Source organism: Halomonas sp. ND22Bw (assembly GCF_003011945.1).
Lineage (GTDB): Bacteria > Pseudomonadota > Gammaproteobacteria > Pseudomonadales > Halomonadaceae > Halomonas > Halomonas halophila.
The window spans coordinates 1-245 of sequence record NZ_PXWD01001524.1; the positions used below are offsets into that span (position 1 = coordinate 1).

The window sequence follows — 245 nt, forward strand, 5'->3', positions numbered from 1 at the left end:
CCGCGAGTGAATCCGGAGAATGTCCGCACGAGCTTCCACCCTGATAAGAGAGAACACGAGAGTTAGCGAAAATGCAACAATGGATGGTGAAAAGAGACACTGAACAGAACAGGCAGAGAAAGAAAAAGGTCAAAGCTTACGACGGCGGTGGGAATTCGATCTTCCGGTCAATCCGTCCTGGCCGCAGCAGGGCCGGGTCGAGAATGTCCAGTCGGTTCGTGGCCATAACGATCTTGATGTTCTTG

The 245-nt window shown here is 52.2% G+C and carries 1 pseudogene; it reads right to left on the bottom strand.

Annotated features, from left to right (window positions below):
• Positions 1–157: 157 nt before the first annotated feature.
• Positions 158–245 (bottom strand): annotated as a pseudogene (locus CVH10_RS23325) (AAA family ATPase); the annotation flags it as partial.